Annotated in this window: 21 protein-coding genes and 2 pseudogenes; 10 read left to right on the top strand and 13 right to left on the bottom strand. The window is 65.2% G+C overall.

Annotated elements, in window-relative coordinates:
* Positions 1-203 precede the first annotated feature (203 nt).
* Both ACVWW3_RS20385 and ACVWW3_RS20380 read right to left on the bottom strand, forming a co-directional pair.
* Positions 204-1277: a tartrate dehydrogenase gene (locus ACVWW3_RS20385; protein WP_247442470.1), complete on the bottom strand. Its 1074-nt coding sequence runs from the start codon at positions 1275-1277 to the stop codon at positions 204-206.
* Between the two features lie 20 nt (positions 1278-1297).
* Positions 1298-2598 (bottom strand): annotated as a pseudogene (locus ACVWW3_RS20380) (D-galactonate transporter).
* A gap of 155 nt (positions 2599-2753) precedes the next feature.
* On the opposite strand from ACVWW3_RS20380, the gene ACVWW3_RS20375 reads away from it, so the two are divergent.
* Together ACVWW3_RS20375 and ACVWW3_RS20370 are read left to right on the top strand one after the other, a co-directional pair.
* Positions 2754-3671 (top strand): LysR substrate-binding domain-containing protein, encoded by a 918-nt coding sequence (locus ACVWW3_RS20375; protein WP_456648867.1) that lies wholly within the window; start codon positions 2754-2756, stop codon positions 3669-3671.
* Between the two features lie 36 nt (positions 3672-3707).
* Positions 3708-4532, top strand: coding sequence for an aspartate dehydrogenase (locus tag ACVWW3_RS20370; RefSeq protein ID WP_456648868.1), 825 nt, complete (start codon positions 3708-3710; stop codon positions 4530-4532).
* A 3-nt stretch (positions 4533-4535) separates the two neighbouring features.
* On the opposite strand, the pseudogene ACVWW3_RS20365 reads toward ACVWW3_RS20370, so the two are convergent.
* Together ACVWW3_RS20365 and ACVWW3_RS20360 are read right to left on the bottom strand one after the other, a co-directional pair.
* Positions 4536-5841: pseudogene (locus tag ACVWW3_RS20365) on the bottom strand (PQQ-dependent sugar dehydrogenase).
* Between the two features lie 142 nt (positions 5842-5983).
* Complete coding sequence (locus ACVWW3_RS20360) at positions 5984-6193, bottom strand: hypothetical protein (RefSeq protein ID WP_456648870.1); 210 nt, start codon at positions 6191-6193, stop codon at positions 5984-5986.
* Here ACVWW3_RS20360 and ACVWW3_RS20355 point away from each other — a divergent pair.
* Positions 6192-6518: a hypothetical protein gene (locus ACVWW3_RS20355; RefSeq protein ID WP_456648871.1), complete on the top strand. Its 327-nt coding sequence runs from the start codon at positions 6192-6194 to the stop codon at positions 6516-6518. The genes ACVWW3_RS20360 and ACVWW3_RS20355 overlap by 2 nt on opposite strands.
* On the opposite strand, the gene ACVWW3_RS20350 is transcribed toward ACVWW3_RS20355, so the two are convergent.
* The 6 genes from ACVWW3_RS20350 to ACVWW3_RS20325 form a co-directional block, all read right to left on the bottom strand.
* Complete coding sequence (locus tag ACVWW3_RS20350) at positions 6493-7119, bottom strand: methyltransferase family protein (RefSeq protein ID WP_456648872.1); 627 nt, start codon at positions 7117-7119, stop codon at positions 6493-6495. The genes ACVWW3_RS20355 and ACVWW3_RS20350 overlap by 26 nt on opposite strands.
* Positions 7120-7148: 29 nt before the next feature.
* Complete coding sequence (locus ACVWW3_RS20345; RefSeq protein ID WP_456648873.1) at positions 7149-8180, bottom strand: NAD-dependent epimerase/dehydratase family protein; 1032 nt, start codon at positions 8178-8180, stop codon at positions 7149-7151.
* A 29-nt stretch (positions 8181-8209) separates the two neighbouring features.
* The gene (locus ACVWW3_RS20340) at positions 8210-8746 is read right to left on the bottom strand and encodes an Mpo1 family 2-hydroxy fatty acid dioxygenase (RefSeq protein ID WP_247347655.1); all 537 of its coding nucleotides are present in this window, start codon (positions 8744-8746) and stop codon (positions 8210-8212) included.
* A 154-nt stretch (positions 8747-8900) separates the two neighbouring features.
* Positions 8901-9572 carry an OmpA family protein gene (locus ACVWW3_RS20335; protein ID WP_456648874.1) on the bottom strand — a complete coding sequence of 224 codons (672 nt, stop codon included), beginning with the start codon at positions 9570-9572 and terminating at the stop codon, positions 8901-8903.
* Positions 9572-9988, bottom strand: coding sequence for a hypothetical protein (locus ACVWW3_RS20330; RefSeq protein WP_354049368.1), 417 nt, complete (start codon positions 9986-9988; stop codon positions 9572-9574). Before ACVWW3_RS20330 ends, ACVWW3_RS20335 begins: the two co-directional genes overlap by 1 nt.
* Before the next feature lie 91 nt (positions 9989-10079).
* Positions 10080-12677, bottom strand: a complete 2598-nt coding sequence (locus ACVWW3_RS20325; RefSeq protein WP_456672094.1) for an ATP-dependent helicase — start codon at positions 12675-12677, stop codon at positions 10080-10082.
* A 242-nt stretch (positions 12678-12919) separates the two neighbouring features.
* Here ACVWW3_RS20325 and ACVWW3_RS20320 point away from each other — a divergent pair, with 242 nt between their 5' ends.
* Positions 12920-13093 (top strand): DUF1328 domain-containing protein, encoded by a 174-nt coding sequence (locus tag ACVWW3_RS20320; protein WP_007613448.1) that lies wholly within the window; start codon positions 12920-12922, stop codon positions 13091-13093.
* A 62-nt stretch (positions 13094-13155) separates the two neighbouring features.
* Here ACVWW3_RS20320 and ACVWW3_RS20315 read toward each other — a convergent pair whose 3' ends face one another.
* Positions 13156-13650 carry a thioesterase family protein gene (locus tag ACVWW3_RS20315; protein WP_456648876.1) on the bottom strand — a complete coding sequence of 165 codons (495 nt, stop codon included), beginning with the start codon at positions 13648-13650 and terminating at the stop codon, positions 13156-13158.
* A gap of 87 nt (positions 13651-13737) precedes the next feature.
* On the opposite strand from ACVWW3_RS20315, the gene ACVWW3_RS20310 reads away from it, so the two are divergent.
* The 3 genes from ACVWW3_RS20310 to ACVWW3_RS20300 all read left to right on the top strand — a co-directional run bounded on the left by ACVWW3_RS20310 (position 13738) and on the right by ACVWW3_RS20300 (position 17101).
* Positions 13738-15162 carry an FAD-binding oxidoreductase gene (locus ACVWW3_RS20310; protein ID WP_456648877.1) on the top strand — a complete coding sequence of 475 codons (1425 nt, stop codon included), beginning with the start codon at positions 13738-13740 and terminating at the stop codon, positions 15160-15162.
* A 102-nt stretch (positions 15163-15264) separates the two neighbouring features.
* Positions 15265-16614 carry a Spy/CpxP family protein refolding chaperone gene (locus ACVWW3_RS20305; RefSeq protein ID WP_456672093.1) on the top strand — a complete coding sequence of 450 codons (1350 nt, stop codon included), beginning with the start codon at positions 15265-15267 and terminating at the stop codon, positions 16612-16614.
* Between the two features lie 124 nt (positions 16615-16738).
* The gene (locus ACVWW3_RS20300) at positions 16739-17101 is read left to right on the top strand and encodes a hypothetical protein (RefSeq protein WP_456648880.1); all 363 of its coding nucleotides are present in this window, start codon (positions 16739-16741) and stop codon (positions 17099-17101) included.
* Between the two features lie 206 nt (positions 17102-17307).
* On the opposite strand, the gene ACVWW3_RS20295 is transcribed toward ACVWW3_RS20300, so the two are convergent.
* Together ACVWW3_RS20295 and ACVWW3_RS20290 are read right to left on the bottom strand one after the other, a co-directional pair.
* Positions 17308-18975, bottom strand: a complete 1668-nt coding sequence (locus tag ACVWW3_RS20295) for a SulP family inorganic anion transporter (RefSeq protein ID WP_456648881.1) — start codon at positions 18973-18975, stop codon at positions 17308-17310.
* A gap of 296 nt (positions 18976-19271) precedes the next feature.
* Positions 19272-20753, bottom strand: a complete 1482-nt coding sequence (locus ACVWW3_RS20290; RefSeq protein ID WP_456648882.1) for a caspase family protein — start codon at positions 20751-20753, stop codon at positions 19272-19274.
* A gap of 430 nt (positions 20754-21183) precedes the next feature.
* Between ACVWW3_RS20290 and ACVWW3_RS20285 the strand changes: the two genes are divergently transcribed.
* Genes ACVWW3_RS20285 through ACVWW3_RS20275 form a run of 3 tightly spaced genes read left to right on the top strand, consistent with a single transcriptional unit; the run spans position 21184 to position 25081 of the window.
* Positions 21184-22215 carry a TRAP transporter substrate-binding protein gene (locus ACVWW3_RS20285; protein ID WP_456672092.1) on the top strand — a complete coding sequence of 344 codons (1032 nt, stop codon included), beginning with the start codon at positions 21184-21186 and terminating at the stop codon, positions 22213-22215.
* Between the two features lie 22 nt (positions 22216-22237).
* Positions 22238-24091 carry a TRAP transporter large permease gene (locus ACVWW3_RS20280; RefSeq protein ID WP_247347868.1) on the top strand — a complete coding sequence of 618 codons (1854 nt, stop codon included), beginning with the start codon at positions 22238-22240 and terminating at the stop codon, positions 24089-24091.
* Positions 24092-24103: 12 nt separating this feature from the next.
* Complete coding sequence (locus ACVWW3_RS20275) at positions 24104-25081, top strand: hydroxyacid dehydrogenase (RefSeq protein WP_456648883.1); 978 nt, start codon at positions 24104-24106, stop codon at positions 25079-25081.
* Positions 25082-25810 lie beyond the last annotated feature (729 nt).

Raw genomic sequence — 25810 nt, 5'->3', positions numbered from 1 at the left:
AGCCTGGTCTCATCGCGACCACGGCGGCGGTGCGCTCCCTCTCCCGCGTGCGGGAGCGGGGTGGGGAGAGGGTGCCTCCGCGATCGAGAACCCCCGACAGGAGAGAGCCCTCACCCCCCGCGCTTCGCGCGTCGACCTCCCCCGCAAGCGGGAGAAGTGCAGCGAATCTGCCGCAAGACTAACCTCAATTAGAGGCTGCGATCTTAAGCGTTCGATCCGTGGATCGCGTCGATCACGGCGTCGGTCACTTCCCGTGTCGTCGCCTTGCCGCCGACATCGGGCGTCAGGACGCCGGCCGCGCAGACGCGTTCGACGGCCGCCATCAATCGGATTGCAGCGTCCTTCTCGCCGAGATGCTCCAGCATCTGCGCGCCGGTCCAGAACGTCGCGACCGGATTGGCGATGCCCTTGCCGGTGATGTCGAAGGCCGAACCGTGGATCGGCTCGAACATCGAGGGGAAGCGGCGCTCCGGATCGATGTTGCCGGTCGGCGCCACGCCGAGGCTGCCGGCCAGCGCGCCGGCGAGGTCGGAGAGGATGTCGGCGTGCAGGTTGGTCGCCACGATGGTGTCGAGGCTCTTGGGATGCAGCGTCATGCGGACGGTCATGGCGTCGACCAGCATCTTGTCCCAGGTGACATCAGGGAATTCCGCCGCGACCTCGGCGGCGATCTCGTCCCACATCACCATGCCGTGCCGCTGAGCGTTCGACTTGGTCACGACCGTCAGGAATTTGCGCGGCCGCGATTGCGCGAGCTTGAACGCATAGCGCATGATCCGCGTCACGCCGACGCGGGTGAACACCGCGACCTCGGTGCCGACCTCTTCGGGGAGACCCCTGTGGGCGCGGCCGCCCATGCCGGCATACTCGCCCTCCGAATTCTCGCGCACGATCACCCAGTCGAGATCGCCGACGCCGACATTGCGCAGCGGCGAGGCGACGCCCGGCAAGATCTTGGTCGGCCGCACATTGGCGTATTGGTCAAAGCCCTGGCAGATCGGCAGCCGCAGGCCCCACAGCGTGATGTGATCGGGCACGTCGGGCGCGCCGACCGCGCCGAAATAGATCGCGTCGAATTTCTTGAGCTCGGCAAGGCCGTCAGCCGGCATCATCAGGCCGTGCTTCTTGTAATAGTCCGAGCCCCAGTCGAAGGTTTTGATGTTGAAGGCGAGATCGCCGCTGCGTTTGGCCAGCGCCTCCAGCACGCGAACGCCGGCGGAGATGACTTCGGGGCCGATGCCGTCGGCGGGGATCGCTGCAATCGAATGGGTGCGCATGGGGTGCTCCGTTTCAGATATCAATGGGATTGTGTGACGAGTTCGACGGGCGCGGTCTTCACGCGCGACAATAGCAGGGTCAGGACCGCGGAGAGAACAAGCAGGCCGGCCACGAAGTAGAGCCCGCCGACGAAACTGCCGGTCTGGTCCTTGATCCAACCGATCATGGCGGGACCGACGAAGCCGCCGAGATTGCCGATCGAGTTGATGGTGGCGATGCCGGCTGCGGCCGCAGGGCCGGACAGGAACAGCGTCGGCATGCTCCAGAGCGGCGGTTTTGCCGAGGAGATGCCGATATTGACGAGTGTCAGCGCGACCAGCACGGTCACGACGCCGGTCGCAAGTCCGGCAAACGCAAGCCCCGCGGCCGCGAGCAGGCAGGCCAGCACGACGTGCCAGGTGCGTTCGCCCGTGCGGTCCGAATGCCGCGCCCACAAGCACCATGGCGACGACGGCGGCGCTCGCCGGCAACGCATTGAGGAACCCGACCTGGAGCGTGGACAGGCCGAACTGCTTGATGATCTGCGGCGCCCAGACGCCGAGCGTGTAGAGGCCGGCCGAAGTGCCGAAATAGATCAGCGCCAGCGCCAGCACGCGCGGATCGGCGAGCCCGCGCCAGATGCTATGCTTCGAGGTCGCAGCCTTGCTGGTGCTCTCTACGTTCATGGTCTCGACCAGCCAGCGCCGCTCGTCATCCGCGAGCCATTTGGCTTTCTCCGGGCGGTCGGTGAGGAATGCCAGCACGACGAAGCCGAGCAGCACGGCCGGAAACGCTTCCAGCACGAACAGCCATTGCCAGCCCTTGAAGCCGAGCATTCCGTCCATCTCCAGGAGCGCACCGGAGACTGGCGAGCCCAGCACGGTCGAGAGCGGCGCCGCCGCCATGAACAGCGCGGTCACCGCGGCACGCTGGCGCGCCGGAAACCAGTAGGAGAGAGTAGAGGATGATGCCGGGAAAGAACCCGGCCTCGGCGACGCCGAGCAGGAAGCGAAGCACATAGAAGCTGGTCGGCCCCTGTACGAAGGCCATCGCGGCCGAGACGATGCCCCAGGTGACCATCACCCGCGCGATCCAGATCCGCGCGCCGACCTTGTGCAGGATGATGTTGGAGGGCACCTCGAACAGGAAGTAGCCCCAGAAGAAGATGCCGGCGCCAAAACCGTAGACGGTCGGCGACAGGCCGATGTCCTTGTTCATCGTCAGCGAAGCGAAGCCGATATTGACGCGGTCGATGAAGGCCACGAAGTAGAGCAGCATGATGAACGGAACGATGCGCCATGTGATCTTGCGCAGCACGCGCGTCTGAATCTCGCTCGCCATCCCAGCCCCCCTGTCCCGTTTTTCTCGTTATCGGCAGACCCGGTGGTCCATGCCGACAAGGAGCCTAGGCGGAGGAAGGCCCGGGACTCAATTGGCGCTGGTTTATACAAAAAAATGATATAATCGTCTCCGGGAGCGGGACGAGAGGATAGGGAATGGAATTGCATCAGCTTCGATGCTTCGCGGCGGCGGCCGAGCAGTTGCATTTCGGCCGCGCGGCGCAGCATCTCCAGATGCTGCCTTCCGCGCTCGGCCGCCAGATCAGGCTGCTTGAGGAGGATCTGGGCACGCGGCTATTCGCGCGGACGACGCGTGCGGTGTCGCTGACGGAAGATGGCGCGACTCTGCTGCGCGATGCCCGTGCCATCCTCGCCCGCGTCGAGGCGGTCGAGAGCAATCTGCGCAATCGCTCGCGCGCGGGGGCTGCTCGAAAACTCCGGGTCGGTGCTATCGACAGTGCCGCAGCAGGACTTTTGCCGGCGTTACTCCGCGATTTTCGCGCAAAGCATCCGGAGGTCGCGGTGCAGCTTCTCGAGGACAAGACGGTGCGGCTGCTGCCAAAGATTTTGACCGGCGCGCTCGATCTCGCCTTCGTGCGTCCCCCCCATCAGCGGGACAAGCGGCTCGAATTCCGCGATCTCCTGCAGGAGACAGCCATCGTGGCGTTCCCGCAGCGCCACGCGCTCGCCGAACGCAAGGCGATCACGCTGTCCCAGATCGCCGACGAGGCGATGCTGGTGCCGGATCGCCGCTCGCGGCCGCACAGCCACGACCTCACGATAAAACTGTTCGAGCAGGCCGGATTGACGCCGCGCATCGTGCAGGTCGCCGACGAGAAGCAGACCATCATCAATCTCGTCGCAACGAAGCTCGGGGTTGCGATCGTGCCGCGCTGGACCACGCGGATGGCGGTATCAGGCGTGCGCTTCGTGCCGCTGCGGCCCAAGCAGATCGGTCCCGTCGGCCGGCTGCCGCTCGCTGCCGCATGGCTGCGCGGGTCGCGCGACCCGGCCCGCGACGCGATGCTGTCGGTGCTCGAGACGCGCCTGCGCAGCTATGCGCGCGACGCCTGAGCGGCTATGACATCGGCTGGCGAGAGGGTGGATGCGATGACTGAACGGCGAGCTTCGGACGAATTGCGGGTTGCCATCGCAGGGCTCGGCTCGATCGGCACCAAGATCGCAACCGCGCTCGATCAGGGCATCGAGGGCCTGACTCTCTCTGCCGTGGCGGTGCGCGATCCCGCAAAGCATCAGACATTCCTCTCCGGCCTGCGTCATCCGCCGCAAATCATGCCGATCGACCAACTCGGGGACGCCGCCGATATAGTGGTGGAGTGTGCGCCGAGCAGCCAGTTGCGCGCGATCGTCGAGCCCGCGGTGAAGCGCGGCAAGGCCGCGGTCGTCGTCAGCGTCGGTGGGCTGCTCGATAATTTTGATCTCGTCGACCTCGCCCGCGCCAATGGCGGCCGCATCCTCGTGCCGACCGGCGCACTGATCGGCCTCGACGCCGTCAACGCTGCCGCCATCGGCACCATTCATTCGGTGAAGATGGTGACGCGCAAGCCGATCGACGGGCTGAAGGGCGCACCGTTCATCGTCGAGAACAATATCGATATTGACAATCTGCGCGAGCCGCTCAAGCTGTTCGAAGGCTCCGCGCGCGAGGCTGCAAAGGGTTTTCCGGCCAATCTCAACGTCGCGGTCGCGCTGTCGCTCGCGGGCGTCGGGCCGGACCGCACCTTGGTGCAGATCTGGGCCGACCCGACCGTGACACGCAATGTTCATCGTATCGAGGTCGAGGCGGATGCGGCGCGCTTCTCGATGTCGATCGAGAATATCCCGTCCGAAAATCCCAAGACCGGCCTGATCACGGCACTGTCGGTGATCGCGCTGCTCCGCAAGCAGCGCGCCACGCTCTGCGTCGGAACGTAACCTTCACGCGCCCGTCACGCGCCAGATCACGTTGCCGACGTCGTCGGCCATCAGCAGCGACTTCTTGTCGGGGCCGATCACGACGCCAACCGGGCGGCCGTAGGATTCCTTCTCGTCCGGGGCCAGGAAGCCCGACAGGATGTCGCGGCCGGGACCGGAGGGCTTTCCGTTCTCGAACGGGATGAACACCAGTTTGTAGCCGGACAGCTTGCTGCGATTCCACGAGCCGTGCTGGCCGATCGCCATGCCGTCCGGGAAGCCGGGCAGGGTACCCGCCGGCATCCAGCACAGGCCGAGCGAAGCGGTGTGTCCGCCGAGCGCATAGTCCGGCGTGAGCGCCTTGGCGACCAGCGACGGATCCTGCGGCACGCGATCGTCCACCGTCTTGCCCCAGTAGCAATAGGGCCAGCCGTAGAAGCCGCCGTCGCGCACCGAGGTCAGATAGTCCGGCGGCGTCTCGTCGCCGAGGCCGTCGCGCTCGTTGACGACGGTCCAGAGCACGTTCGTGTTTGGCTCCCAGGCCAATCCGACCGGATTGCGCAGGCCGGCACCAAAGATGCGGTGCGTCCCGGCGACGAGATCGAGCTCGTAGACCGCGGCGCGGCCTTGCTCGACCTCCATGCCCATCTCGGCGATGTTGCTGAGCGAGCCGACGCCGGCATAAAGCTTTTTGCCGTCGGGGCTTGCCAGCAGGCTGCGCGTCCAGTGGCCGTTCGGCTTGAATGTGGTGAGGCGCTTGCCCGGCGCGGTGATGCGGTCGGCGTTCGCCACGTACGGGAAGGCCATCACGCCATCGGTGTTGCCGACATAGAAGGTGTCGCCGACCAGCGCCATGCCGAACGGCTGGCTGAGATTCTCCATGAAGGCTCCGCGGACTTCGGCGACGCCGTCACCGTCCTTGTCGCGGAGCAGCGTGATGCGGTTGGCGCTGACGCCAAGCGCGGCGGCGCGCCGCATCGTCGCCTGCATCGCGTAATGAAACACCGACCTCGGCGCGCCCGCGATCTGCGTCGCTTCCGCAATCAGCACGTCGCCATTGGGCAGCACTTCGATCCAGCGCGGATGGTCGAGGCCGGTCGCGAACGCATTGACCTTGAGCCCGGGAGCGACCGTCGGCTTCTGTCCCTCGCTCCAGCCGCGCGCCGTCGGCATCTTCAATGTCGGGATGGCGCCTTGCGGCTTTTGCTTGGGGAATGGCGGGCGACTGACCCCAGGCCGGCGCGGGCACGGTGCCCGACAGCTTCCGCCATTGCAGCGCGATGCCACCGAGGAGCGCAACGAACTGCGCAAAGATGCTGGAAAAAGTCATGAGAAGCCCCTGTTTGCGCGCGCATCCAACTGGCTGACGGGGCAGACGTCAACCTGTGTGGCACGCCGTCGGGCTCTATTCCCGTGGAATGGCAGCCGTTCGAATTTGCATGGGACGACCGCCGACGGGCTGTGCCCGGAGATCAGCGGCCGATCTGCCGCTCCAGCCCGCGCGCAGCGCGAAAATCATCCAGATGATGGATGTTCGGCGCGAGCGCAGCCTCTCTGGACAGGAGCTGATAGACTCGCGCCACCGTGCGCTGCTTCTGCTTCGACTGCCCGGGCGGCAGTGCCCGCGCCTTGCGGATGGCGGCGATCGCGTGCTCGCGAAAATAATCGTAGGCGTCGGACATGCTCGATGCTCTGCGGCTGGTGGCAGGTATCGAGGCGTTAACGGGCTGGAAGGAGGGGCAGTTCCTCGGCGGAATGTTTCAGAGCGCGCCAATCCATCACCGTCATCCTGAGGTGCGAGCCATGGGGCGCGAAGCGACGCATGGGGAGCCTCGAAGGATGGCCGGCCGGCTGGCTGCATCTTGGCCGCGCATCCTTCGAGGCTCGGCTCGCGATGCATGCGCATCGCAAACCTCGCGCCTCAGGATGACGGAGTTGGCACTAACGCTGGCAGAGAAAATGGTGGACGCGGTCTGCTACTTCACCGCGGCGCCAGGAACGGGATGATCATCGGCACACGGCGGCAATAGGCGCCGTAGGCGTCTTCGCCCAGCTCCTTGGACAGGAACACCTCTTCCATCCGGCCCTTCTGCCACATGCCGAGCGAGATCAGGATCGCGCCGAGCATCGCAGTCACCGTGCCGACCGCGATGCCGGTCACCAGCATGCCGAGGATCAGGCCGGTGTAGATCGGATGGCGCACGATGCCGTACGGGCCGGTGTCGATGACGCGGTGGTCTTGCTTGTGAGTGATGGTATTGGACCAGAATTGTCCAAGATGCAGCCGTCCCCACCAGGTGAAGGAGATACCGGCCAGCACGATCAGGGCCGTGATGTAGACAGCGGTATTGCCGAATACCCAGAGCGGCTTCTCACCGAGCACTTCCGCGGTCCACGGTGTGAACAGGATGCCGCCGACCAGGATCGGGATGCGATAGCGCCCGGACTCCAGCGTCATCACCTGCTTCTGGGTGCGGCCTTGCCAGAACGAGGCGCCGACCCAGCTGGCGAGCCAGGCGAGCCAGATCAGGGCGAGCAGTTGCGTCGGCCAGGTCGTGGTCCAACCACCCCAGGCCACAGAGAGAAGCTTGCTGAAATCGAAGGACATGCGGAAAGGTTCTTTGGGTTGGCGGCAGCTCAGCTGGCGCGCGAGGAGAGCGCGTGATGCTCGATGGCGTTGGAGGCAAGCGCGCCGCCGCGGGCGAGAAGATGGGTGATGGTTTCGCGCAGGACCGGCTCGACCGGACGCGGCGAGTAGCCGAGCTCGGAGCGCGCCTTGTCGATCGAGAGGTCGCTCGCGGCGAGCGCGATGCGCACGCCCTCGGCGGTGCCGTTGGGCGGCCGGCGCGTGACGTGATCGGATAAATATTCGAGCATGATCGCGGAGAGCTCGGCAATCTTGCCGGGAACGACGACCGGGAACTGCCGGCGGCCCCTCATCGCGGACATCATTCGCAGGATCTGGCCTAGCGGAACGCAATCGCCGCCGAGGATGTAGCGCTGGCCGATGCGGCCGCGTTCCATGGTCAGCACGAGGCCCATGGCCACGTCGCGGACGTCGACGAGATTGACCAGGAAGTTGAGGTGCGGCTGCACCTTCTTCTGGAGGAAGTACCACAGCATCGCGGTCGGCGGCGTCAGATTGTGGTCGGCGGCACCGATCGGCATGGTCGGCGTGCCGATCACCAGCGGAAAACCTTCAGCGGCCGCCTTCGCGGCGCAATGCTCGGCCAGCGATTTCGACCGCGTGTAGGCGCCCGGCATCGCGTCGGCCGGCTGCAGCGCTTCTTCGGCGGGAACACCGCCCAGGTCAGAATACGGGAACAGGATCGATTCCGTCGAGCAGTGCAGGAAGCGGGAGACGCCGCGCTTCATCGCCGCCGCGAGCACGATCTCTGTGCCGCGGCAATTGACGTCGTGAAAGGCCTGCTTGTCGGCGACCCACATGCCGGGCAGGCCGGCGAGGTGATAGACCTGATCGACGCCCGCCATCGCGGCATCGACCGCGGCGCCGTCCAGCACCGAGCCATGGGCATATTCAACGTCGGCATTCGCCGTCGCCGGCGCACGCACATCGAGAACACGCACCCGCTGCCCACGGGCGCGGAGCACTTCTACGAGATGATGTCCGATGAAGCCGCTGCCACCGGTAACCAGTACGAGAGCCATGCAGAGGTTTGCTTGTTTCGCGTCTAGAACTATCGGGTTGAAAGGGAATTGGTCGGAAGAGGCGCCAGAATCGCGGCAAGGTCGCGACGGAAGCCCAATGCAATGAATAATTTCGCCATGACAAACATCGGTCCGAGCAAGAAATGGGCGGGGTGGTCAACCATCGACGGCTGCCGCTCCTCAAAAACCTTGTGACCGACGATCTGCGATGCGACGCCAGACCCGATCAGCACCGCAAAAATCGACCACATCATGACGATCGAGACCTGATTGCCGATCGCGGTTGCGACAGAAAGCAGCACGATCATCGAGGCGAGGATGCCGAGCCCGATCCCGGCGTCCAGCATCAGCCAGTAGACCAGCACGGGCAGGGCAAAAATCACGGCCAGGCTCACCTCGATCCCGAACAGCGGGACGTGCACCAGGGTCAGCGGCAGTACGGCGCCGGTGAAGAGCAGGAGGATGCCGACCACGTGCATCGCGCAATTCCAGGGATCGCGATGATATTCGACGTAGTCGGCCAGTTGGCGTTGAAAATAACTGGCCATCTCGGTCTCGTGCAGCATGGGGTCGGGGAAGGGCGAAAAAAGCCTATAGCACCTGATAGCGCGGTGCACAAACCGGCGTTACTGTCGCGCAAAGCCGGTCTGTCGCGCTGTGAGACAGGTCACAAAAGGGCAAGACTTCAAAGGGTTCCGTCAGGCGCCGGGGCGCATGCGCTCAGTGCTTCCTGGCCGGCTTTTTCGTTGCAGGCGCAGGCGCGGCAGCCGGGCGCGCAGGCCCGTCCTCCGGCAGTTTGGCAAAGGTCTGGATCTGCAACTGGCCGTTGGCGGCCGAGGTCGGCCTGGCCCGGTCGAGAAACTGCTCCTCGCCGAGGCCGATCGGATGCAGCCGCTTGGTCGAAATCTTGAACGTGTTCACCAGCACGTCGCGGATCGCGTCCGCGCGGCGCTGGCTCAGGATCGCGTTAGCCTCGCGCGTCTTCACGTTGGATTCGACATGGCCGACGATCAGGAAGGTGTAGGGCAGCAGCGAGGCATGGACCAGCGCGTCGGCAATGCGGCCGACGGCCTGGTAGGACGCCGGCTGGATGATCGGCGTGTCGGCGTCGAACTGGATCTGCGCGGTGAAGGTCGGCAAATTGGCCAGATCCGGCGCGATCAGCGGCCGGTTCACCGGACCCGGATCGTTCTTGATCCTGGCCTTGGCCCGCTCCATCACCTGCAGCTTCAGCGCAGGGATATCGATCTCAGCGGATTGTTCGAAATGGTTGAGCTTGGCGATGATGTCGTCGCGGGTCGGCGGCGCCGTCTGCGCTTCTGCCGCGCCCGCGAGCAGGGCAAGACCGAGCGCGATGCCAATTCCGGCGGTGAAAAGCCTGTTCGCGCCCATCATCGATATCCCGCGTCGTCGACGGCCTTCAGGCAGTTGTTGCTGATGCCCTTGGGCGTCGAGATCAGGCAGGGGATCGCCTTGCTGGTCTCCTTAGTCGAGCCGCCGCAGACCTTGACGATCTCGCGCTGGCAGACGTTCGCCACGGTGACGCGGGCGGCAACGCGCTTCTGGATGGCATCGAAGGCGCCGAGATAGTCGCCCTGGCACTGCTGCGAGAGCACGTCGCGATTGCGGGAAAGGCACTCCTTCAGGCGGGTCGAGTCCGGGTTGACGCCGCGGCAATTGGCAACGATTTCCGCACCGCAACTCTTGGCCAGGAGCCCGAGTGAATCGCCAAAGCTCATGGTCTCCGCCGCCGCAAGCGACGGCATACCCAATGCCAGCAAGATCAGTGTGATGGAGCCCCGGACCATGGCTGCATCTGATACGGGGAAGTTCGCGGTGGTCAAGGGGCGTGAAGGGAAGAAACGCGGCGGCGTAACGCCGCCGTAACAGGGCAAGGCCTCACGCCCGCTGCACAAAGCTGTCCACGACCTTCTTCTCGCCGGCCTTGTCGAAATGGATGGTGAGCTTGTTGCCGTCGATCTTGGTGACGTGGCCGTAGCCAAATTTCTGGTGGAAGACGCGGTCGGAGAGGGAGGAGAATTCCGAGGTCGTGCCGGTGGATTTGGCGACCAGCTCACCCTCGATCGTCATCGGGCCGCGGCGGCGCGAGGAGAAGCTGCCGAAATCTGGCGAGGACGATTGGGACGAAAACGACGAAGCCTGTTCCTCGAAGCTGCCGCGGCCGCCATTGCCGCCCCCCCCGCCGCCGCGATTGCGGTTAGCCTGGGCGCGCTGCCAGCCCGGTGTCGAATAGGTGGAGCCGAACGCCTCCATGTCGTCGAAGCGGGAGGCGCCGTAGCCGCCGGTGCCGCCCCAGGCCGAGCCGCCCTTGGATTCCGTGATCTCGACATTGGCCGCCGGCAGCTCGTCGAGGAAGCGCGACGGGATCGTGGTCGACCAGGTGCCATGGATCCGGCGGTTGGTCGCGAAATAGATTTTGGCGCGGCGACGGGCGCGGGTAATGCCGACATGGCCGAGTCGGCGCTCTTCCTCGAGGCCGGCGCGGCCCTGTTCGTCCAGCGTGCGCTGGCTCGGAAACAGGCCTTCCTCCCAGCCGGGCAGGAACACGTTGTCGAATTCCAGGCCCTTGGCCGAATGCAGCGTCATCAGCGACACCGCGTCCTCATCGGCGCCGCTGTCACGGTCCATCACCAGCGAGATGTGCTCCAAAAACCCTTGCAGGTTCTCGAACTCCTCCATCGAGCGCACCAGCTCCTTGAGGTTTTCGAGCCGGCCCGCGGCGTCCGCCGAACGGTCCTTCTGCCACATCTCGGTGTAGCCGCTCTCGTCGAGCACGATCTGGGCCAGATCAGTATGAGCCGTGACCTCGCGCTGGGCGCGCCAGCGGTCGAACTGGGCGACGACCTCGCGCAGGCTTCCGCGCGCCTTCGGCTTCAGCTCGTCGGTCTCGACCACGGCGCGCGCCGCCTCGAACAAGGGGATGCGGCGCTTGCGGGCGTGGTCGTGCAGCATCTGCACGGTGGCGTCGCCAAGGCCCCGCTTGGGCGTGTTGACGATGCGCTCGAAGGCGAGATCGTCGGCCGGTGAGTTGATGACGCGCAAATAAGCCAGCGCATCACGGATTTCGGCGCGCTCGTAGAAGCGCGGGCCGCCGATGACGCGATAGGGCAGGCCGAGCGTGACGAAACGGTCCTCGAACTCGCGCATCTGGTAGGAGGCGCGCACGAGAATTGCGATCTCGTTGAGCTTGTCGCCCTGGCGCTGGATCTGCTCGATCTCCTCGCCGATGCCGCGGGCTTCCTCTTCCGAATCCCAAGAGCCCGTCACCGTGACCTTCTCGCCGTCCTGGTCCTCGGTGCGCAGCGTCTTGCCGAGCCGGCCCTCGTTGTGCGCGATCAGGTGCGAGGCAGCGGCGAGGATGTGGCCGGTCGAGCGGTAGTTGCGCTCGAGGCGGATGACCTTGGCGCCGGGAAAATCATGGTCGAAGCGCAGGATGTTATCGACCTCCGCGCCGCGCCAGCCGTAGATCGACTGGTCGTCGTCGCCGACGCAGCAGATGTTTTTGACGGGGGGCGGAGTCGTCATTCCGGGATGTGCCAAAGGCGCGGAATCTCGATTGTCGGACTCATCTCTGGAATCTCCGACGTGCAATTGCACGTCAGAGTTCGGCTCTACGAGCCGCTCCGGAATGACAGCGGGTGTGGTTGGCTTGGACGGCGCCTGCGACAACAACCGCAGCCACAGATACTGCGCGACGTTGGTGTCTTGGTACTCATCGACCAGGATGAATTTGAAGCGCTGCTGGTACTGCCGCAGGATATCGGGGTGCTCGCGGAAGATGCGGATGTCCTCGAGCAGCAGATCGCCGAAATCGGCGGCGTTCAAGATCTTCAGCCGCTCCTGGTAGCTCGCATAGAGCTTGCCGCCCTTGCCGTTGGCGAACACGGCGGCTTCGCCTGGCGGCACCTGCGACGGCGTCAGGCCGCGGTTTTTCCAGCCGTCGATCAGGCCGGCCAGCATGCGCGCGGGCCAGCGCTTGTCGTCGATATTGTCGGCTTGCAGGAGCTGCTTGAGCAGCCGGACCTGATCGTCGACGTCGAGCACGGTGAAGTTCGACTTGAGCTGCGCCAGCTCGGCATGGGTGCGCAGGATGCGCCCGCCGATGGAGTGGAAGGTGCCGAGCCACGGCATGCCTTCGACGGCATGGCCGAGCATCTGGCCGAGCCGGTGCTTCATCTCGCGGGCGGCCTTGTTAGTGAAGGTCACCGACAGGATCTCGGCGGGGCGCGCGCGGCCCTGGCTCAGGATATGGGCGATGCGCGTGGTCAGCACGCGGGTCTTGCCGGTGCCGGCGCCGGCCAGCACCAGAACCGGGCCGTCCAGCGTCTCTACCGCCTCGCGCTGCTCCGGATTGAGCCCGGACAGATATTTCGGTCCCACCGAGGCGCGCGCGCGCGCGGCGATGCCGCCGGCTGCGGGCTGGTGGTCGGGGACGCTCTGGGACGTGATCTTGCTCGGCTCGGTCATGCGAATCATTTGGCCCCACGTTGGCACCGCGGGGTGGTGAAAGGGGAGCCTTCTTAACAGGGATCGATCCCTATATGGGGCGGCGGGGAAGGGTTTTCCACGTGCGTGGAAAGCCAATTTGTTCCTGTCGGTCAGGCGAATTTCCGGCTTCAGCGGCCCGGAACCATTGTTCCGAGTTGGCGATTGGTCCTGCAAGTGAGGCGCGTCAGCCGCGCCGATCGCAGACAGACATCGAAACAGAGGTTCGGATCATGCTTAGCTGGGTTGTGACGTTTCTGGTTATCGCCCTGATCGCCGGTATTCTGGGCTTTGGCGGCCTCGCCGGCGCGTCGATCGAAATCGCCAAGATCATCTTCTTCATCGCGGTCGTGCTGTTCCTGGTCTCGGCCGTTGTTGGATTGGCTCGCGGACGTACCAGGGTCTAGCGCGGTCTGATCTGGTGCATGATCTTGCCGGAAAACCGCTTCGCACTTTTCCGGATCATGCACTACCGCTTCGAGGGCATCGCCACGCTTCGGCCGATGCCCTCGGGCCGCGGCACGGTACTGTGGGCCTTGACCACCGCCGCAATGCGCTCGCGGATGTCTGGTGGAAAGGCCGCCACCTTTCGTGAGCCCATGTCGATGTGCAGCGACATGTTTTCGGAGGTCGCCGACAACCAGCCTTCGGTCGCGTGTCGCAACTCCTGGAACGTGTGCAGTCGCTTGTCGTCGGCTTCCAGCAGCCAGACCGACACCTGCACGGGATCGCCGAGGTGGATTTCGCGCAAGTAGCGCACATGGCATTCGGCGGTGAAGGTCGAGCCGCCGCGCTCCTTCATGTAGCCCGGCCCGATCCCGAGCGTCAGCCACATCTGGTCGACCGCGCGGTCGAACATCACGTTGTAATAGGCCATGTTGAGGTGGCCGTTGTAGTCGATCCATTGCGGCTCGATCTGCATGATCGAGGCGCGGAATGGCACTGTGGCGGCAGTCTCCGGCATGTTTCCTTCCCCAGCTATGCGCCCGGCCGCTTGACTTGACCGGTGAGATGTCCTTTGCCACGGTTCGTCTCGTCGGGAGGAACGTCCGTGGGTACGACCATCACCAATAATCCGCCGCGGCCGGCGCCGAAAGCCCTTGCAAGTGCGCTGGAGCAGCTTGCCGCACGGTTCGGCAACCGCCTCATCACCTCGCAGGCCGTCCGCGAGCAGCACGGCCATACCACCACATGGATTGTGAACCAGCCGCCGGACGGCGTGGTGATGGCGCAGGAGATTGCCGACATTCAGGACGTGGTGCGGATCTGCGCGAAAAACGGCGTGCCCGTCATCGCCTTCGGCACCGGCACCTCGCTCGAGGGCCAGGTCAACGCACCCGCCGGCGGCATCTCCATCGACCTGCGCGACATGAACAAGGTGCTGGCGGTCCATGCCGAGGATCTCGACTGCGTGATCCAGCCCGGCGTCACCCGCAAGGCGCTCAACGAGCATCTGCGCGACCAGGGCCTGTTCTTCCCGATCGATCCCGGCGCGGACGCTTCCCTCGGCGGCATGGCCTCGACGCGCGCCTCCGGCACCAACGCCGTGCGTTACGGCACCATGCGCGACAGCGTGCTGGCGCTGAAGGTGGTGCGCGGCGACGGTGAGATCATCACGACCGGCACGCGCGCGAAGAAATCATCCGCCGGCTACGACCTGACGCATCTGTTCGTCGGCGCCGAGGGCACGCTCGGCATCATCTCGGAACTGACCATCCGTCTGCGCGGCATTCCTGATACGATCGCGGCCGGTGCGGTGTCGTTCGAGACTGTACACGGGGCGTGTCAGGCCGTGATCCTGGCGATCCAGACCGGGATTCCCGTGGCGCGCATCGAGCTGCTCAACGCCGCGCAGGTGCGGGCCTGCAACGCCTATTCGAAGCTGACGCTGCCGGAGACGCCGCTGCTGCTGATGGAATTCCACGGCAGCGAGATCGAGGTCGCCGAGCAGTCCAAAGCCTTCGCCGAGATCGCCGGGGAGTACGGCGGCGGCGATTTCTCCTGGACCACCAAGCCGGAGGATCGCACAAAACTGTGGCAGGCGCGGCACGACGCCTATTGGTCCGTCAAGGCGCTGCGGCCCGGGGACAGCATCGGCGTGGTCGCGACCGACGTCTGCGTGCCGATCTCGCGCCTGGCCGATTGCGTCAACGAGACCGAGGAAGATCTCAAGCGCCTCAACCTGTTGTCGCCGATCGTCGGCCATGTCGGTGACGGCAATTTCCACTGCTCGCTGGTCTGCGACACCAACGATTCCGATGAGATGGCGCGCGGCGAGGAGTTCATGCATCGTCTGGTCGAGCGCGCGCAGGCGATGGACGGCACCTGCACTGGCGAGCACGGCATCGGCCAGGGCAAGCAGAAATATCTCAATGCAGAACTCGGCCCCGAGGCGATCGACGCGATGCGGGCGCTGAAAAAGGCGCTCGATCCACAGAACATCTTCAATCCCGGCAAGATTGTGCCGGAGGTCTAGCGCGCCTGCCGCGTCGCGGTCGCGGAACTTTCCGCAGCCGCGCCGGTTCCAATTCCCGTAGACTTCTGATGCCTCAATGGCGCGGCTCTGCGAGAGGATGCGATGTTGCGACCGGTCATTGGAATTGCCGTGATGGCGCTGGCCTGCATGCTGGCGGGCACGGCTCTGGGCAAGGGCGGTGGTGGCCATGGCGGTGGTCACGGAGGTGGTCACGGAGGTGGTCATGGAGGTGGTCATGGCGGCGGTCACGGAGGTGGTCATCATGGAGGTGGTCATCATGGTGGTGGCCATTTCGGTGGTCACGGTTTCGGGCACGCGCATGTTGGCGGCGGGCATCGCGGGATGCGGTTCGCAACCGGAGCCCGACATGGTGGCCCGAACTTCGGTCAGATGCGGAATGCGGCCGTGCGTCCCGCGAATTTCCGCAATGCGCTCAACGCGCACTCAAGCGCCTTCCGCAACGGCCGTCTGATCAGCAATCCGGCGGCGCGGGCCCAGATCGCAGCCGCTGCCGCACTCGCCGGCTGGCATGGCGCAAGCAGCGGATGGTGGCAACATGCAGGGGGCGGCTATGGCTGGGTCGGACCGCTGTTCTGGCCTTTCGCCTATAACGACCTCTACGACTACACGATCTGGGGTGACGGTCTCGGCTTCTGGGGCTACGGCTATCCCGACGTCTATGCCGGCATCTTCGGGCCCTATGGCTATGACGGTCTCTCGGCCTATCTGCCGCAACGTCCGCAGGGACGACGGCAAGCGCGAGGCGTTGCGCTCGACCAGCTTTGCGGCAGCGACCGCCGCGAAATCGTCGGTCTGCCGATCGACCAGATCGCAGCTGCGGTGCAGCCGACCGATGCGCAAGGGGCAAGCCTCGACGATCTCGGCAATGCCTCGATCCAGGCGGCGGAGATCATCCGCGCGTCCTGTCCTGCGCAGGTCGCGGCGACGGCGCCCGGTCGGCTGGCGGCGATGCAGCAGCGCATCGAGGCGATGGAGAAAGCCGTCGATCTCGTTCAGCCGGCACTGGATAAATTCTATGGCTCGCTCAGCGACGAGCAGAAGGCGCGCTTCAATGCGCTGGCCGACGATCAGCGTCGCGCGACAGCTTCCAACACTACCAGTGGATCGCTGGTCCAGAATTGCGGAGCGTCTGCGGCACTCGATTGGCCCGGCGCCGACATTGAGGCGAGGCTTCATCCCGACGGCACCCAGCGCGCTGCGCTGCAGGTGCTCCAGGATACCAGCGCGAAGGTCAGCGCATCGCTCAAGGCGGCTTGCCAGCCCAACGACGTGATGACGCCGCCGGCGCGAATGGCCGCGATCCACAAGCGGCTCGACCTGATGCTGGATGGCGTCAAATCGGTGCGCGCTGCGCTCGAAGATTTCTATGCCACGTTGAATGACGAGCAGAAGGCGCAGTTCGAGGCGATCGGGCCGCGTCGGACGTCCTGAACGTGTCGCGAGCCGCGGAGTGTGTCGGAAAAAACCGCCTCGCCGATCTCACTACGGTTCTCTATGCTGGGCGCGGTTTGAAGCGTGACGATGCGGCGGCTGGAAGACCACGGGTGGCGGGGCGATGAAGTGGTTCGCGCGCGAGACGCGACAGGACGTCTGGGACGAAGCGATCGAACGGCCGCTCGGCGACATCGAGGCCGCCGAGCGCATCCGTGCGATCTGTGACGCCGCTGCGGCGAGCGCGGCAGGATCCGCGCGCAACGACAAGCACGACAGAGAGCGCTACGAGCGGGCGGCGAAAGTCGCGATGGAAATCGCGATGAAGGTCTCGGATGGATTGATGCGCGACGACGCAGTCCGTCGCATCGTCGATCTCTGCATGAAGGCGAACGACCTCAAGACCGCGCAGATCCTGTTTCGCGCGATCCATGCCAGCTGGATCCGCGAAATAATACAGCGTGATCACCCGACGCTGGTGCAGTGAGCGCTGGATGTTGCCGCGAGGAAAGTGCGCTCCCTCCCTCGCTTGCGGGGGAGGGGTGGGGAGAGGGTGTCTCCACCAGCGATATATCGCGAGTGGATAAAGCCCTCACCCGCCACGCTCTTGCGAGCGTGTCGACCTCTCCCGCAAGCGGGAGAGGTGCACCGAACCCGCGGCGCGATCGGATTTCAACCCAACACCACTGAGCCTTACCTCGCCAGCTTGCGCACGGCCTCGTCCACGCTGTGGAAGATGTGGTCCCGCGGCAGCGCCTCGAACAGCTTGAACCGCTCGAACGCGTCCTGCGCGCGCACCGATTCCAGCCGGGCCAGCGCCACCGCGACGCCCTGTTCGCTGCACGCCCTGAACACGTCCAGCAGGATCTGCGCGGCGGTGAAGTCGATCTCGACCATGCCGCTCGCCTCCAGTACCAGCAGTTGCGGGGGCGTCGCGCCGAGCACCTTGGTCACGTCGCTGCGGAAGCCGGGCGCGTTGAGGAAGGACAGCGGCGCCTGCAGCCCGATCACGGCGACACCGGCGATGCGTTCGCCGATGATGTGCGGATGCGCTGGCCACCAGATCGTGGTGCCCGGCACGCGCTCGAACTCGACCAGCCGCGCGCGGGTCGTGCTCCAGATGCCGTGCAGCAGCGACAGCACGATGCCGAGGAACGCGCCCTGCTGGATCGGCAGCAAGATAATCAGCGCGGCGGTGGCGACGATCAGCAGGAATTCGCCCGGGGCTTGGCGATAGATCGTGACGATCTGCTTCACGCGGATGATGCGCAGCGCGACAAACAGTAGGATGCCGCCGAGCGCGGCGTCCGGAACGTGCTGCAGCAACCCCGTTCCGAATGCGAGCAGCGCCAGCACGATTGTCCCCGCGGCAAGGCCCGCAAGCTGCGATTGTCCGCCGGTCTCGGCGACGATGCCCGTTCGCGGCGGGCTGGCATTGACCGGAAACGCGCCGAACAGTCCCGACAGCACGCTGCCGGCGCCCGCGCCGAGGAAATCGCGATCGACATCGGCGGGCTTGTCCGGATCGGACGGAAACGACCGCGTCGTCGCCGCGGTCTGCACCATCACCACGACCGTGATCACGAAGGCCAGCGGCACGAGGCGCACCCATTGCTCCGGTGCAAGGTCGGGGAAGGTCGGCCGCGGCAGCGTGCCGGGCACGAGGCCCACGACGTTAACGCCTTTGCTATCGAGGCCGAGGGCGATTGTGGCCAAGGTCGCGGCGACGAGCCCGATCAGCGCGCCCGGAATTTTTGCGCTGACTTTCTCGGCGGCGAAGACCACGGCCAGCACACCGAAGCCGATGCATAGCGTGAAGGGATTGCTGCGGCCGAGCTCGCTTGCGAGCACGCCGATGCGATCGAGCGTCGGTCCACTCGGCGATTCCAGACCCAGCACGCCCGGCAATTGCGACACGATGATGTGGACCGAGATCCCGGCGAGGAAGCCGACCATGACCGGCACCGATAGCAGATTGGCGATGCCGCCGAGGCGGAACGCGCCGCCGGCCAGCATCATCGCGCCGACCATCAGCGCCAGTGCGATTGCGAGGCCCTGATAGTCCGGCGAGCCGGCGGCGGCCAGCGCCGCAAGCCCGCCGGCGAAGATCGGCGTGATCGTGGAGTCCGCGCCGCAGGACAGGAAGCGGTTGCCGCCGAGCATCGCAAAGCCCAGCGATCCCGCCATGAAGGCGAAGAAGCCGATCTGCGGCGCGAAGCCGCCGAGCCGCGCCGTGGCCATCTGCTCGGGGATCGCGATGGCCGCCAGCGTCAGCCCCGCCATGAGATCGCCAGGCAGCGAATAGGACGCGAGCGACCGGAATAGCGGCCAAGCGCTTCGGGCGTGAGAGTCGTGCGGCATTGATGTGGAATCCCCGGAAGGCCTGCGTCGGACGATCAGACTACAGCAATTCCGGTTCGGAGGGCGGCGGATGGCGAATATCCGCAACTCTCTCGTGTCCTGGACGCGCTGCAGCGCGTAGCGTTGCTGCGCAGAGCCGGGACCCAGGATGCTGCACAGTTCGCTGCTGGATGGGCCCGGCTCTGCAGCGCACCGCCGAAGAGCGCTGCGCTGCGTCCGGGGCACGAGAGCCGCATCAACAGAAATGTCCGCAAACCATGGGCTCGCGGACATCTCTCTCGACGTGGGCGGAAGCCTCAGTACCGGCCGCGGTCATTGTGATAATCGCCGCCGCGGCCGCCGCCCATTCCCATGCCGATTCCGACACCGACGCCGATGCCTTGCATGACGGCGCCGGGAGGCGGACCGGGGGGCGGCGCGCGTTCGTAGATCACTTCATCAGGCGGCGGCCGCCGCTGCCTGGGCGGCGTGTCGACCACCTTGCGCTTCGGAGGCGTGTCGTCGACGCGCTTCTTGATCACAGGCGCGACTGTCGGATTGACGGGTGTTGCCGGTATCGAGGGCGTGGAGCACGGGCAGGTCGGCGCCATCGCGACGGCGACCGGGACAGGAGCGGCCGCGACCACAGCAGGCAAGACGTAGTTGCGGTTCTGCACGCGGAGCAGCAGCCTGCGTGCGGTCGCAGCCAGATCGCTGTTGTCCCAGTTCGCCAGATAGGCCTCGAACGAGGCGCGGGTGTTGATCGCGGTGGCGCGCTCCCAGGCCAGCATCTGGCGCCGGCGCTCCAGCACCGTGCGCAGGCGCGGCGTACGGGTGTCCTGAGCGTACAACTCGATATAGGCTTGATACGCCGGCACGGTGTCGTCGGTGATCACGATCTCATAGGCGACCATGGCCGGCTTGCCCTGCAAATCCTTGCGCCAGTCATCGAGGCTGCGCGTGCCGCTCGCAAGCGCCATGGAGGATGCGCCGGGAAGCGCAGTCTGATCGCCGCTGCTGTCGCCGCCGAAGAACTTGAAGTCGGTCGTCAGCGACGAGCTTTCCCAAGGGATCTGCCGTCCGTCGGTCGATTGCGCCACGGCGACGCGGATGCGCTTGAAGACTTCCTCGATCGGCAGGTTGGGCTGCTTGGCGACGGTCAGCGCTGCCGTGGTGTAAGGGCTGTCGATGCCGCTGCCGTCCTCGGCTTCCGCGCCGGGTGAGGTCGAATAGGAGATGAAGGAGCCGGGCGCGCCGGCCTTGGTGTCGACCATCGCAAGCCCGTGGCCGGCGCCGCTGAGGGCCGGGAACGGATTGTTGCGGCAGGCATCGAGCATGAAGATGCGCGCCCGCGTCGGCAGCGCGCCGAGCGTGTTGAGCAAATCGTTGAGCCGCACGCCTTGAAGCGGAATGTCGGCCTCGCGCTTGGGGTCGAGATCGACCGGCACCAGATAGTTCTCGCCGTCGATCTGGAGGCCGTGGCCGGCATAGAACACCAGCGCGACCGTGTCGGCGCCGCTGGCGCTGACCTTGCCGGCGAAATCGGAGATCGTCGCGCGCATGTCGTTCTGCCCGAGATTGGCCGCCGTGGTGACGGTGAAGCCGGCATTGCCGAGCAGCTCCGTCATGCCCTTGGCGTCGTTGGCAGCGTTGGGCAATTCCGGCACGGTGCGATAGGCCGATTGACCGATCACGAGCGCGAGCCGCGCCTCGGCCGCGGCCTCCGTCGGCGTCGTCAATTGCGTGAGCGCAAGAAGGCTGGAGGCAAGGAAAAAATTGCGAAGGACTGGACGGGGCATGGTGTCTCCTCCATCGGCAATGCGCGCGAGGATGTCACCTTTTCTAGGTCGCCGCCACGCGCCTGTCTGTGCACTGGATCACGTTGCGAGCTGCGGCAAAAAGGGGCAGCAGGTCTGCCAGAGCCGGTGCAGCATCGTTCTGGCGCCATCCATGTGAATAGCGCATTGATCCATGCGCCAATTGGATTGATCTCGGGTGCTGCGCGAAAGCATGCCTTCGTGCCTCGGGCCCCATGCCGATCTGATCGGGAATCCCGCACAAACATGGTCATTTCGCCGCGCGCTGATGCCGTTGCTTTTTGCTGCACGCCGCCTTGCGACGGACGGCCGCAAGCCTTGCCTGCGCCATCGCTTTGGCCATACAGTCCGCGCAACGGGTTGCGGCAACCACCGCGGCGCGAAAAAATAAAAATTGGGGAGAGACCGCATTATGTCCATCGTGCCCGTAAACCGTCGCGCGTTCATCAAGTCGTCGACGGGACTTGCCGCCGGCCTCGTGTTCTCCCCCGCACTGATTGGCCGCGCCGAAGCCGCGACGTTGAAGCTGAAATGCTCCTCCTCGCTGCCGAACGATCCCAAATTCGCCAACGGCCGCGTCTATTACGACAATCTCGTGAAGAACCTGAAGACGAACGGCCTCGGTGAGCAGGTCGAGGTCGCTTTCTTTCCCGACAACCAGTTGGGGCAGGAAATCGACGTCATCAACTCGGTGAAGCTCGGCGTCATCGACCTCATGGTGTCGGGCTCGTCGATCTCGGCCAATCTGGTGCCGCTGGTCGGCACCTATGACCTCGGCTTTCTGTTCTCGAGTTTCCCGCAGCAGACCAAGGCGTTCGACGCCGGCGCCGCCAAGCCGATCGAGGACGCGCTGCTCAAGGGCAGCAACATCCGCATCATCGCCTGGGCCTATAATTTCGGCTCACGCAGCGTCCTTGCGAAGAAGCCGGTGAAGACGCCGGAAGATCTCGCCGGGCTCAAGATCCGCACCCTGCCAAATCCCGTTATCACGGAATGCCTGCGCCTGATGGGCGCCGCCGCGACGCCGCTGGCGTTCGGCGAAATCTACACGGCATTGCAGGCCGGCGTGCTGGACGGGCTGGAGCACGATCCGCCGACCATCCTCGCGAGCAAGTTCTTCGAAACTGCGAAATTCTATGCGCTGACGCAGCACAATTTCTCGCCGCTCGCGATCTATTTCAGCGACGTGACCTACAATCGCATGGATCCGAAGCTGCGCGAGGGCTTTCTCGACGCCGCGAAGAAGGCCGCATCCGACACGCGTACCCATGGGCTCGCGGTCGAGAAGGAGGCGCTGTCGGCCTTGACCGAGAAGGGCGTGACGGTGGCCGAATGCGACCGCGAGGCGTTCAAAAAGCGTGTCGCGCCGCAGATCGAGAACTTCATCAAGGCGCGGCCGGAATCCAAAGTCGTCATCGACATCATCCGCGCCACGCAAGCTTGAAATGGCCAAATCTGAGCTGGCGATGACGGGCGCCGCCTCCCTCTCGGGCGGCCGCCACGGGAGCATCGCACTGCTGCTTCGCGTCAGCGACGCGATCGCAGCCATCCTGCTCGCCGCAGATCTCGTCGTTGTCTGCGGTTCCGTACTGCTGCGCTTCTGCTTCAACGCGCCAGTCGAATGGTCCGACGACGTCGCGCGCGGCCTGATGGTCGGCTCGGCTTTCTTCGGCGCGGCGAGCGCGCTCGCGCGCGGCGAGAATGTCGGCGTCTCCTTCTTTCGCGATCTGGCTCCGGTACGGCTACGCGCGCTGGTCGACGCCGCGAGTTCGCTGCTGGTGGTGCTGATCTCGGGCTACGTCGCCTACAACGCCATCAAGCTCGGCTCGTTGACGGCGGGCCAGACCACCGGATCTGGCTTGCCGCTGGAGCTGACCTTCTATCCGATGGGCATCGGCGCGCTGTTCATGACGGTGTTCGCGATCGACCATCTTTGCGCAAGGCCGCTCCCTGATATCGTCAGAGGCCTCGTTGCGATCGCCGTCGTGACCGGCCTTTATCTCGCCTGGGATTATCTGTCGCCCGCCACGGTGCCGTCGGCGGGAACGCTGATGCTGATCGGTTTCTTCGCGACGTTGGTCGGCGGCTTGCCGATCGGCTTTGCGCTGGCGCTGGCCGCGCTGGTCTTCATCTGGGTCGAGGGCGCGCTGCCCGGCGTGATCTTCGCACAGCAGATGGCGCGCGGTATCGACAATTTCGTGCTGCTCGCGATCCCGTTCTTCATCCTCGTCGGCTACCTTATGGAAGCCAACGGCATGTCGGTGCGGCTGATCGAGCTGTTGCAGCGTGGGGTCGGGCGCATGCGCGGCGGCCTCAACGTCGTGATGGTGGCCTCGATGGTGCTGTTCTCCGGCATCTCCGGCTCGAAGATGGCTGATGTCGCCGCGGTCGGCTCCGTGTTGATCCCGGCTGCGCGCCGCTCCAAGCAGAATCCGGGCGGCGCGGTGGCGCTGCTCGCGGCATCCGCGGTGATGGCGGAGACCATTCCGCCCTGCATCAACCTGATCATCCTTGGCTTCGTCGCGAACCTGTCGATCGGCGGCCTGTTCGTCGCAGGGCTGTTGCCGGCGGCGCTGATGGCGCTGGCCCTGATCGCCGTCTCCATCATCTTCGGCAAGACTCCGGCTGCTACCGAGGACGTCGAGCCGCAGATGCCGGTGTCGGGGCTGTGGAGCGGCGCGATAGCGTCGTTCGGCTTGATCTTCATGATCTTCTTCGGCTTCAAGAGCGGCTTTGCCACCGCCACGGAAATCTCGGCCTTTGCCGTCGCCTATGCACTCGTCGTCGGCAGCGTCGTGTTCCGCGAGCTCAGCTTCACATCGGCCGCGCATAGTTTTGTGCAGGGAGCGACGCGCGCGGGGCTCGTGCTGTTCATCGTTGCCGCAGCGCAATCGCTGGCGTTCACGCTGACCTTGCAGCAGGTGCCGCATGCGGTTGGCGATTTCATGCTGGGATTGTCAAAGACCAGCGGCACCTGGTTGTTCATCCTGCTCGCGATCGGCGTGCTGATCGTGATGGGCTCGGTGCTGGAAGGCGCGGCCGCGCTGATCATCTTCGGTCCACTGCTGCTGCCGGTGGCCGTGCAACTCGGTATCGATCCCCTGCATTTCGGCGTCGTGCTCGTGATCGCGATGGGCATCGGCCTGTTCGCGCCGCCGCTCGGGCTCGGGCTCTACGGCGCTTGCCTGATCGGCAACGTGCCGATCGAGCAGACGGTGAAGCCGATCATGGGCTATCTTGGCCTGTTGTTCCTTTGCCTGCTGGTGATCGCGTTCGTGCCATGGCTCAGCACGGCATTGCCGCGCGCGTTCGGCTACTGAAGGAGTCTTGCCGTGAAAGTCCTGCTGGCCCACACGCCAGAGATGCGCCGCAATTACTACGGTGATCGCAGCCTGAGCGGCCTGCGCGCGACCGCCGAGGTGGTCCTGCACGAGAGCGATGATACGCTGGACGCCGCCGGCCTCGTCCGCGCCGCGAAAGATGTCGACATCATCGTGGCCGATCGCATGACCGAGGGCCGCGGCGAGATCTTTGCGCAACTGCCGCGCTTGCGCGCTTTCGTCCGTTGCGCCGTCGACATCCGCAACGTCGATGTCGAGGCGGCCTCGAACGCCGGCGTGCTCGTGACCCGCGCCGGGCCTGGCTTCGTGCAAGCCGTTGCCGAGCTCGCGCTCGGCTTCATGGTCGATCTCTCCCGCGGCGTATCGCGGGCGACGGCCGATTACCAGGCCGGCCGCAAGCCGGAAGCGCGGATGGGCCGTCAGCTCGCCGGCAGCAAGATCGGCATCATTGGCTATGGTAGCATCGGGCGTTACCTCGCCGAGGTGGCAAAAGTGCTGCGCATGGAGGTGCTGGTCTCCGATCCCTTCGCGACAGTCAGCGATGCTGCGATCCGCCAGGTCGGTCTCGACGATCTCCTTGCCGGGTCGGACTATGTCGTCTGCCTTGCGGTTGCGAACGAAGAGACCGAGTGCCTGATCGGGCAGGCGGCGCTAGCGCGCATGCAGAGGCACGCCGTCTTCGTCAATCTCTCGCGCGGCAACCTCGTCGACGAGGCGGCGCTTGCGAAGGCGCTGTTGGAAGGCCGCATCGCAGGCGCTGCGATGGATGTCGGTCGCGCGCCAGACCAGATGCCGGCGCCGGAACTCGCGAAGCTTCCCAACGTCATCGCGACGCCGCATGTCGGTGGGCTGACGCCGCAGGCGATCGAATATCAGTCGCTGGAAACCGTGCGCCAGGTCGAAGCGATCGTCAAAGGCGAGATTCCGCAGGGCGCGGTCAACGCCGAGCGCTGGACGCGGCGGCCCTGATCGACTGCGAGCGTGATCTGTTGAGGTCGAATTGAGCTTGGCACACGACTAAACGCACGCTTCTCCGTTCGCTCTCCCCTTGTAGGCAGAGCTATCGCATATGACGTCTTCAGCGGCGCCTGAGCGAGCGCCTCGTCCTTCGAGACGACCGCTTCGCGGCCTCCTCAGGATGAGGCTCAGCTGCATCCATCTGCGTTGAAAATGCTGCCGCATGCTCATCCCTCATCCTGAGGGCCCGCCGCAGGCGGGCGTCTCGAAGGATGGCCGCAGTCGAGCTTCCAGCCATATGTTTCTTCCTGTGCGATAGCCCTGACCCACAACGGGAGGGAACGCATCTCTTTCGAAGCGGTAGGCGAGTCTCGTCAAATCCGGCTCTACAGCCGGTCCACCGCTCAGAACGTCCCGTCCTTCTGGGTCACCGTCAAAAACACCTTCGGTTCGATCATCCGCATGCCGACGGTGACGGTGCTGCCGCTGATGTCGAAGCGGCCGATATCGTTGATGGCGCGCAGCAGGCTCGCGCGCGCGATACATCAGGAAAAGTCTTGCCGGGTGCGGGGAGGAGCTTCGGGAAAGCTATCTCCGCAGGGTGAATCGGCGATGTATCGGCGGCTCCGTACTACTCCGGGGAAACCGGCAACTTACGTCGACAAAGTTCGCATCATCCCGCACTTCATTAACTAAGCCGGGTCATGCGGAACGGCCGGGTTCCGAAATTGAGCAGTTCTT

The organism is Bradyrhizobium sp. LM2.9, from assembly GCF_054056555.1.
This window is presented reverse-complemented; position numbering and strand designations above follow the sequence as displayed.

Excerpts from the sequence above, each read along its gene's own strand:
- ACVWW3_RS20385 (WP_247442470.1), bottom strand. The coding sequence starts at position 1,277 with ATGCGCACCCATTCGATTGCAGCGATCCCCGCCGACGGCATCGGCCCC.
- ACVWW3_RS20375 (WP_456648867.1), top strand. The coding sequence starts at position 2,754 with ATGGAATTGCATCAGCTTCGATGCTTCGCGGCGGCGGCCGAGCAGTTG.
- ACVWW3_RS20370 (WP_456648868.1), top strand. The coding sequence starts at position 3,708 with ATGACTGAACGGCGAGCTTCGGACGAATTGCGGGTTGCCATCGCAGGG.
- ACVWW3_RS20355 (WP_456648871.1), top strand. The coding sequence starts at position 6,192 with ATGCTCGATGCTCTGCGGCTGGTGGCAGGTATCGAGGCGTTAACGGGC.
- ACVWW3_RS20360 (WP_456648870.1), bottom strand. The coding sequence starts at position 6,193 with ATGTCCGACGCCTACGATTATTTTCGCGAGCACGCGATCGCCGCCATC.
- ACVWW3_RS20350 (WP_456648872.1), bottom strand. The coding sequence starts at position 7,119 with ATGTCCTTCGATTTCAGCAAGCTTCTCTCTGTGGCCTGGGGTGGTTGG.
- ACVWW3_RS20345 (WP_456648873.1), bottom strand. The coding sequence starts at position 8,180 with ATGGCTCTCGTACTGGTTACCGGTGGCAGCGGCTTCATCGGACATCAT.
- ACVWW3_RS20340 (WP_247347655.1), bottom strand. The coding sequence starts at position 8,746 with ATGCTGCACGAGACCGAGATGGCCAGTTATTTTCAACGCCAACTGGCC.
- ACVWW3_RS20335 (WP_456648874.1), bottom strand. The coding sequence starts at position 9,572 with ATGGGCGCGAACAGGCTTTTCACCGCCGGAATTGGCATCGCGCTCGGT.
- ACVWW3_RS20330 (WP_354049368.1), bottom strand. The coding sequence starts at position 9,988 with ATGGTCCGGGGCTCCATCACACTGATCTTGCTGGCATTGGGTATGCCG.
- ACVWW3_RS20325 (WP_456672094.1), bottom strand. The coding sequence starts at position 12,677 with ATGATTCGCATGACCGAGCCGAGCAAGATCACGTCCCAGAGCGTCCCC.
- ACVWW3_RS20320 (WP_007613448.1), top strand. The coding sequence starts at position 12,920 with ATGCTTAGCTGGGTTGTGACGTTTCTGGTTATCGCCCTGATCGCCGGT.
- ACVWW3_RS20315 (WP_456648876.1), bottom strand. The coding sequence starts at position 13,650 with ATGCCGGAGACTGCCGCCACAGTGCCATTCCGCGCCTCGATCATGCAG.
- ACVWW3_RS20305 (WP_456672093.1), top strand. The coding sequence starts at position 15,265 with ATGTTGCGACCGGTCATTGGAATTGCCGTGATGGCGCTGGCCTGCATG.
- ACVWW3_RS20300 (WP_456648880.1), top strand. The coding sequence starts at position 16,739 with ATGAAGTGGTTCGCGCGCGAGACGCGACAGGACGTCTGGGACGAAGCG.
- ACVWW3_RS20295 (WP_456648881.1), bottom strand. The coding sequence starts at position 18,975 with ATGCCGCACGACTCTCACGCCCGAAGCGCTTGGCCGCTATTCCGGTCG.
- ACVWW3_RS20290 (WP_456648882.1), bottom strand. The coding sequence starts at position 20,753 with ATGCCCCGTCCAGTCCTTCGCAATTTTTTCCTTGCCTCCAGCCTTCTT.
- ACVWW3_RS20285 (WP_456672092.1), top strand. The coding sequence starts at position 21,184 with ATGTCCATCGTGCCCGTAAACCGTCGCGCGTTCATCAAGTCGTCGACG.
- ACVWW3_RS20280 (WP_247347868.1), top strand. The coding sequence starts at position 22,238 with ATGACGGGCGCCGCCTCCCTCTCGGGCGGCCGCCACGGGAGCATCGCA.